The sequence below is a fragment of the Acidovorax delafieldii 2AN genome (assembly GCF_000175235.1).
GTDB classification, from domain to species: domain Bacteria; phylum Pseudomonadota; class Gammaproteobacteria; order Burkholderiales; family Burkholderiaceae_C; genus Acidovorax; species Acidovorax delafieldii_B.
In genome coordinates this window covers 1-7,042 of sequence record NZ_ACQT01000186.1, presented here as the reverse complement: position 1 = coordinate 7,042, position 7,042 = coordinate 1, and the positions used below count along the sequence as shown (strand labels likewise).

General features: G+C 67.1%; 1 protein-coding gene and 2 pseudogenes. All 3 read left to right on the top strand.

Annotation, left to right across the window (positions count from 1 at the left end):
- Nucleotides 1–286: pseudogene (locus ACDELDRAFT_RS25165) on the top strand (efflux transporter periplasmic adaptor subunit); the annotation flags it as partial.
- Between the two features lie 33 nt (nucleotides 287–319).
- The gene (locus ACDELDRAFT_RS17050) at nucleotides 320–3,517 is read left to right on the top strand and encodes an efflux RND transporter permease subunit (RefSeq protein ID WP_005799151.1); all 3,198 of its coding nucleotides are present in this window, start codon (nucleotides 320–322) and stop codon (nucleotides 3,515–3,517) included.
- 292 nt (nucleotides 3,518–3,809) lie between these two features.
- Nucleotides 3,810–6,952, top strand: a pseudogene (locus ACDELDRAFT_RS17045) (efflux RND transporter permease subunit).
- Nucleotides 6,953–7,042 lie beyond the last annotated feature (90 nt).

The window sequence follows — 7,042 nt, the reverse complement described above, 5'->3', positions numbered from 1 at the left end:
CCTCGCACCTGCAGCATCCCGCGCTGCGGTCCCTCCCACAGCAATATCGTCCGCAGCCAGGGCCACCCCTTCGGGTGCTGCCGATGTCGCCGCGCCCAGCGACGCCGAGCGTCCCACCGCCGCCCGGTTGTCGCCCGAGGTCCGCGCCATCCTTGATCGCATGACGCCGCAAGAGCGTGAGCAGTTGCAGGCCTTGTCGCCCGAAGAACGGCGCGCCTTCATCCGTGCACGCCGCCAGCAGCAGGCCGAAGGGGTGGCGTCCCCGGCAGCAGGCGCTTCGCGCTGAGGCTCCGCACCGCACCTTGCGGGCACCGCTGCCATGAATCTCTCCCGTATCTTCATCCTGCGCCCCATTGCCACGTCGCTGCTGATGGTGGCTTTGCTGATCGCTGGCTTGCTGGCCTACCGGCTGCTGCCCATCTCGGCGCTGCCCGAGGTGGACTACCCCACCATCCAAGTCACCACGCTGTACCCTGGCGCCAGCCCGGACGTGATGACGTCCAACGTCACCGCGCCGCTGGAGCGGCAGTTCGGCCAGATGCCGGGGCTGGCGCAGATGTCGTCCACCAGTTCGGGCGGTGCCTCGGTGATCACGCTGCGCTTTGCGCTCGACATGGCCATGGATGTGGCCGAGCAGCAGGTGCAGGCGGCCATCAATGCCGGCAGCAACCTGCTGCCGAACGATCTTCCCATGCCGCCGCTGTACAGCAAGGTCAACCCGGCGGACGCGCCCATCCTCACGCTGGCCATCACGTCGCCGTCCCTGCCCGTGATCCGCCTCAACGACCTGGTGGAAAACCGCCTTGCGCCCAAGCTTTCACAGGTCCGGGGGGTGGGCCTGGTGGCGATTGCGGGCGGTCGCAGGCCGGCCGTGCGCATCCAGGCCAACCCCACGGCGTTGGCCGGCCTGGGCCTGACGCTGGAGGATGTGCGCACCGTGATTGCGGCGGCCAACGTCAAGCAGGCCAAGGGGGGCTTCGATGGTCCGGCGCGGGCATCCACCATCGACGCCAACGACCAGCTGCAGTCGGCGCAGGAATACAGCAACCTCGTCATCGCCTTCAAGAACGGCAATCCCGTGCGCCTGGGCGATGTGGCGCAGACCGTGGACGAGGCCGAGAACATGCGCCTGGCCGCCTGGGCCGGCACGCCCGAAACCGGTGCGCGCGCAGGGGTGATCCTCAACATCCGCCGCCAGCCGGGGGCCAACGTGATCGAGACGGTGGACCGCCTCAAGGCGCTGCTGCCGCAACTGCAGGGCACGCTGCCGGCTTCCATCGATGTTCAGGTGCTCACCGACCGCACCACCACCATCCGGGCTTCCGTCAAGGACATGCAGATCGAGCTGGCCCTGGCCATCGGCCTGGTGGTGGCGGTGATTTTTGTCTTTTTGCGCAGCGCCTCGGCCACGCTCATCCCCAGCGTGGCGGTGCCGCTATCGCTGGTGGGCACGTTTGGCGTGATGTACCTGGCGGGCTTTTCCATCAACAACCTCACGCTGATGGCATTGACGATTTCCACCGGGTTCGTGGTGGACGATGCCATCGTGATGATCGAAAACATTGCCCGGCATCTGGAGATGCCGGGCAATGCTTCGGCGCAGGCCCATGGGGCCGAAGGCTCCGTGCAGGACGCGCAAGCGTCTGGCCACAGCCAAAACACCCCCGCGCCCCACATCACGCCCCTGCAGGCCGCGCTCGCGGGCTCCCGGCAGATCGGCTTCACCATCATCTCGCTCACCATCTCGCTGATTGCGGTGCTGATACCGCTGTTGTTCATGGGCGACGTGGTGGGGCGGCTGTTCCATGAGTTCGCCATCACCATGGCCGTGGCCATCCTGCTATCGGCCGTGGTGTCGCTCACGCTCACGCCCATGCTGTGCGCGCGCCTGCTGCGGCACACGCCCGAAGAAAGCCACGGCCGCCTCTACCAGGCCACGGGCCGGTTCTTTGACCGTACCATTGCCCGCTATGGCCGCATGCTGGGCTGGGTGCTGGACCACCGGGGGCTGACCTGGCTGGTGTTCGGCGCCACGCTGGTTCTCACCGTGGCGCTGTATGTGCTGGTGCCCAAGGGTTTTTTCCCGGTGCAGGACACCGGCACCCTGCAGGCCACCACCGAGGCCGACCAGTCGGTCTCGTTCGTCGCCATGGCCGAACGCCAGCAGCAACTGGCCGAGCGCATCCTGCGCGACCCGGCCGTTCAGAGCGTGTCGTCCTTCATCGGCGTGGATGGCACCAACACCACGCTCAACACGGGTCGTTTGCTCATCGACCTCAAGCCCCACGCCGCGCGCGACCGCGCCTCCGTGGTGCTGCGCCGCCTGGCCGACGGCACGCGCGATCTGCCCGGTATTCGCCTGTATGCCCAGCCCGTGCAGGACCTCACCATCGAAGACCGTGTGGCGCGCACGCAGTACCAGCTGCTGGTGTCGTCGCCCGACATGGACCAGCTGCAGACCAACACGGCCAACCTGGTGCGGCGCATGCGCGCGCTGCCGCAGCTGGCCGATGTGGCCAGCGACCTGCAAAGCCAGGGCGTGCAGGCCCATGTGCAGATCGACCGCGCCCAGGCCAGCCGCCTCGGTGTGACGGTGGCGGGCATCGACACCGCGCTGTACAACGCCTTTGGCCAGCGGCTCATCTCCACCATCTTCACGCAATCGAACCAGTACCGCGTGGTGCTGGAGGTGGCGCCGCAGTTCAAGCTGGGGCCCGAGGCGCTGAACAGCATTTACGTCGCGTCCAGCGCCGGCAAGCCCGTGGCGCTGTCGTCGGTGGCGCGCGTTGAAGAACGCCCCATGCCGCTGGCGGTGAACCATGTGGGGCAACTGCCTGCCGCCACCATTTCATTCAACACCGCACCGGGCGTTTCGCTGGGTGACGCGGTCAAGGCCATCCAGGCCGCGCAGGCGGCGGCGCGCGAGGCGGGGGCGTTGCCCCTGTCGGTGGACACGGCCTTTCAGGGTGCGGCGCTGGCCTTCCAGGCGTCGCTGTCGAACACGCTGCTGCTGATCCTGGCAGCGGTGGTCACCATGTACATCGTGCTGGGCGTGCTGTACGAGAGCACCATCCACCCGGTCACCATCCTGTCCACACTGCCCTCGGCGGGTGTGGGGGCGTTGCTGGCGCTGGGGTTGGCGGGGCTCGACATCGATATCGTGGCCATCATCGGCATCGTGCTCTTGATCGGCATCGTGAAGAAGAACGCGATCATGATGATCGACTTTGCGCTGGAGGCGCAGCGCGACCAGGGGCTGCCCGCGCGTGAGGCCATCTACCAGGCTTGCCTGCTGCGCTTCCGTCCGATTTTGATGACGACGCTGGCGGCTCTGCTGGGCGCGCTACCGCTCATGTTGGGCACGGGGGTGGGCAGTGAGTTGCGGCATCCGCTGGGGGTGACGATGGTGGGGGGGCTGATCGTGAGCCAGTTGCTCACGCTGTTCACCACGCCGGTGATTTATCTGACGTTTGAGGGGTGGGCGCAGCGGTGGCGGGCGAGGCGGGAGGGTGTGTGATGGGTGCTCCTGGTTTTGTAGCTGGAGGCGCTTTTTCTTTGAGCCTTTGGGACTTGTTTGGCTTTGTGCCTTTATTGAGGCCGTCTGCCGGGATGTGCGCCCGCCCTATGCAGAGGCACGCGGTCCCATCAGCGAACGAGCCCAGGCTTCGACAGGCTCAGCCCAAACGGCAGGGGACGGCGGTGCGGACGCAAAAAAAAGCTCGTTCGAATGCTATGCATTCAATAGCTGTTAGCGCTTATAAGATAAGCACTAGAGGCCAAAATCCTCTTAAAACCCAGAGGCCCATACCATGAGCCTCTCCACCCCTTTCATCCACCGCCCCATCGCCACCATGCTCCTCACCCTGGGGCTGGCCCTGGTGGGCGCGGTGTCGTACTTCTTGCTGCCCGTTGCGCCGTTGCCGCAGGTCGATTACCCCACCATCTCGGTCTCCGCCAGCCTGCCCGGCGCCAGCCCCGACACCATGGCCGCCACCGTGGCCACGCCGCTCGAGCGATCGCTGGGTGCCATTGCCGGGGTGAACGAGATCACCTCGCGCTCTATCCTGGGCAGCACCAGCATCACGCTGCAGTTCGACCTGAACCGCAACGTGGACAGCGCCGCGCGCGATGTGCAGGCCGCCATCAACGCCGCGCGCACGCTGCTGCCCACAGGCATGCCCAGCAACCCGACCTATCGCAAGGTCAACCCGGCCGATTCGCCCATCATGATCCTGGCGCTCACATCGGGCTCTCTCACGCGCGGGCAGATGTACGACGCCGCCTCCACGGTGCTGGCGCAGAAGCTCTCGCAGGTCGAAGGGGTGGGCCAGGCCACCGTGAGCGGTGGGGCGCTGCCCGCCGTGCGCGTGTCGCTGGACCCGGTGCGGCTGGCGGCCAATGGGGTGTCGCTGGAGCAGGTGCGCAGCGCCATCAGCACCACCAACGCCAATCGCCCGCTGGGCGCGGTGGAACGCGAAGACCATTACTGGCAGGTGGCCGCCAACGACCAGGCCCGTGTGGCCGCCGACTATGCGCCGCTGGTGCTGCGCTGGCAAAACGGCAACGCCATTCGCCTGGCCGATGTGGCCGATGTGACCGACTCGGTGCAGGACGTGCGCAACTATGGCGTGGCCAACGGCAAGCCCGCCATCCTGCTGCAGGTGTACAAGCAGCCGGGGGCCAACATCATCGAGGCGGTGGACCGTGTGCGCGCGCTGCTGCCGCAACTCCAGGCGTCCATCCCGGCGGCCATCGACGTGCAGATCGTCTCCGACCGCACGCCCACGCTGCGCGCATCGGTGCGCGAGGTGGAGCGCGCGCTCGTCATCGCCGTGGCGCTGGTGATCCTGGTGGTGTTTCTGTTCCTGCGCAACGGGCGCGCCACGCTCATCCCGGCCGTGGCGGTGCCGGTCTCGCTGGCGGGCACCTTTGGCGTGATGTATCTCGTGGGCTACACGCTCGACAACCTTTCGCTCATGGCGTTGACCGTGGCCACGGGTTTCGTGGTGGACGATGCCATCGTGGTGCTTGAAAACATCATGCGCCACATGGAACGCGGCAAGACGGCGCTGCAGGCCGCGCTCGATGGCGCGCGCGAGATCGGCTTCACGGTGGTGTCGATGAGCCTGTCGCTGATTGCCGTGTTCGTGCCCATCCTGTTCATGGGCGGCATCGTGGGGCGGTTCTTCCGCGAGTTCGCCATCGTCATGTCGGCGGCCATCCTGGTGTCGCTGCTGGTGTCGCTTACCACCACGCCCATGATGTGCGCGGCGCTGCTCAGGCCGCACCGCGCGTCCGGTGCTGCGCCCAACCGGTCGCCATGGGCCCGTTTTTCGCGCTGGGTGGACGGGCTGCAGGCCCGGGGCCTGCGCGGTTACCGGTTGAGCCTGGCCTGGTGCCTGCGCCACCAGCCGCTGGTGCTGCTGGTGCTTGCGGGGGTGGTGGGGTGCAACGTGTATCTCTACACGGTCATCGACAAGGGCTTCATGCCGGAGCAGGACACGGGCCGCATCTCGGGCTTCATCCGGGCCGACCAGGCCACCTCGTACCAGGCCATGGAGCAGCGGCTGCAGCGCTTTCTGGCCATCGTGCAGGCCGACCCCGCGGTCGAGAACGTGACGGGCTTCACCGGCGGCTGGCAGCGCAATGCGGCGCAGATGTTCATGACGCTCAAGCGCGGGCCAGGGCAGGAAACCTCCGAGGCCGTCATCACGCGCCTGCGCGCCCGGCTCAAGGACGAGCCCGGAGCGCGCCTGTTCATGGTGCCCCAGCGCGATATCCGCATTGGCGGGCGCCAAAGCAGCGCCTCGTACGACTACACCCTGCAGGCCGATGACATCGCCGAGCTGCGCACCTGGGAGCCGCGCATCCGCCAGGCCTTGTCGCAACTGCCCGAGCTGGAGGACGTGAACAGCGACGTGTCCGACTATGGCCTGCAGACCACGCTGGTCATCGACCGCGATGCGGCCTCGCGCCTGGGCCTGACCATGGCGCAGATCGACGCCACGCTCAACGACGCCTTTGGCCAGCGGCAGGTCGGCGTGATCTACAACCCCCTCAACCAGTACCGCGTGGTCATGGAGGCCGCCCCGCAGTACCTGCAAAGCCCCGAGGCGTTGCGCGGCTTCTTTCTGGTGAACAACCAGGGCCAGCAGGTGCCGCTGACGGCATTTGCGCACATCACCACCACCAACACGCCGCTGTCCGTCAACCACGAGCGGGGCACTCCGGCCAGCACCGTGAGCTTCAGCCTGGCGCCGGGCGTGTCGCTTTCGCAGGCATCGGATGCCATCTACAACGCCGTGTCGGAGCTGGGCGTGCCCGTGGGCATACGCGGCACCTTTGGTGGCACGGCGGGGGCGTTCCAGGATGCGCTGGCGGGCCAGCCGTTGCTGATTCTGGCGGCCATCGTCACGATCTACCTCGTGCTGGGCATCCTGTATGAAAACCTGGTGCACCCACTCACCATCCTGTCCACGCTGCCGTCGGCGGGGTGGGGGCCTTGCTGGCGCTCATGCTGTTCAAGACCGAGTTCTCGCTCATTGCGCTGATTGGCGTCATTTTGCTGATCGGCATCGTCAAGAAAAACGCCATCATGATGATCGACTTTGCGCTGGTGCGTCAGCGCGGCGGGCACGCCAGCGCCGCACAGTCGATCTACCGCGCATGCAACCTGCGCCTGCGGCCCATTCTCATGACCACGCTGGCGGCCATTTTCGGGGCGTTGCCCCTGGCACTGGGCCGCGCCGATGGGGCCGAACTGCGCCAGCCCCTGGGCATTGCCGTGGTGGGCGGTCTGCTGTTCAGCCAGATACTGACGCTGTACACCACGCCGGTGGTGTATGTGGCGCTGGACCGGCTGCGCGGCCGTGCGGTGCGAGCTATGCGTCGCCTGCGGCGGCCCGTGGCGGATACCGCACTTGCGGCCCCGGCACTTCAAGGAACCGATTGATGCTCTTACCCACCTTGCCCCGTCTTGCCCGCGGCACCCCCGTGCTCGCCGCGGCGGCGCTGCTGGCGGCTTGCGGCACACAGCCCGCCT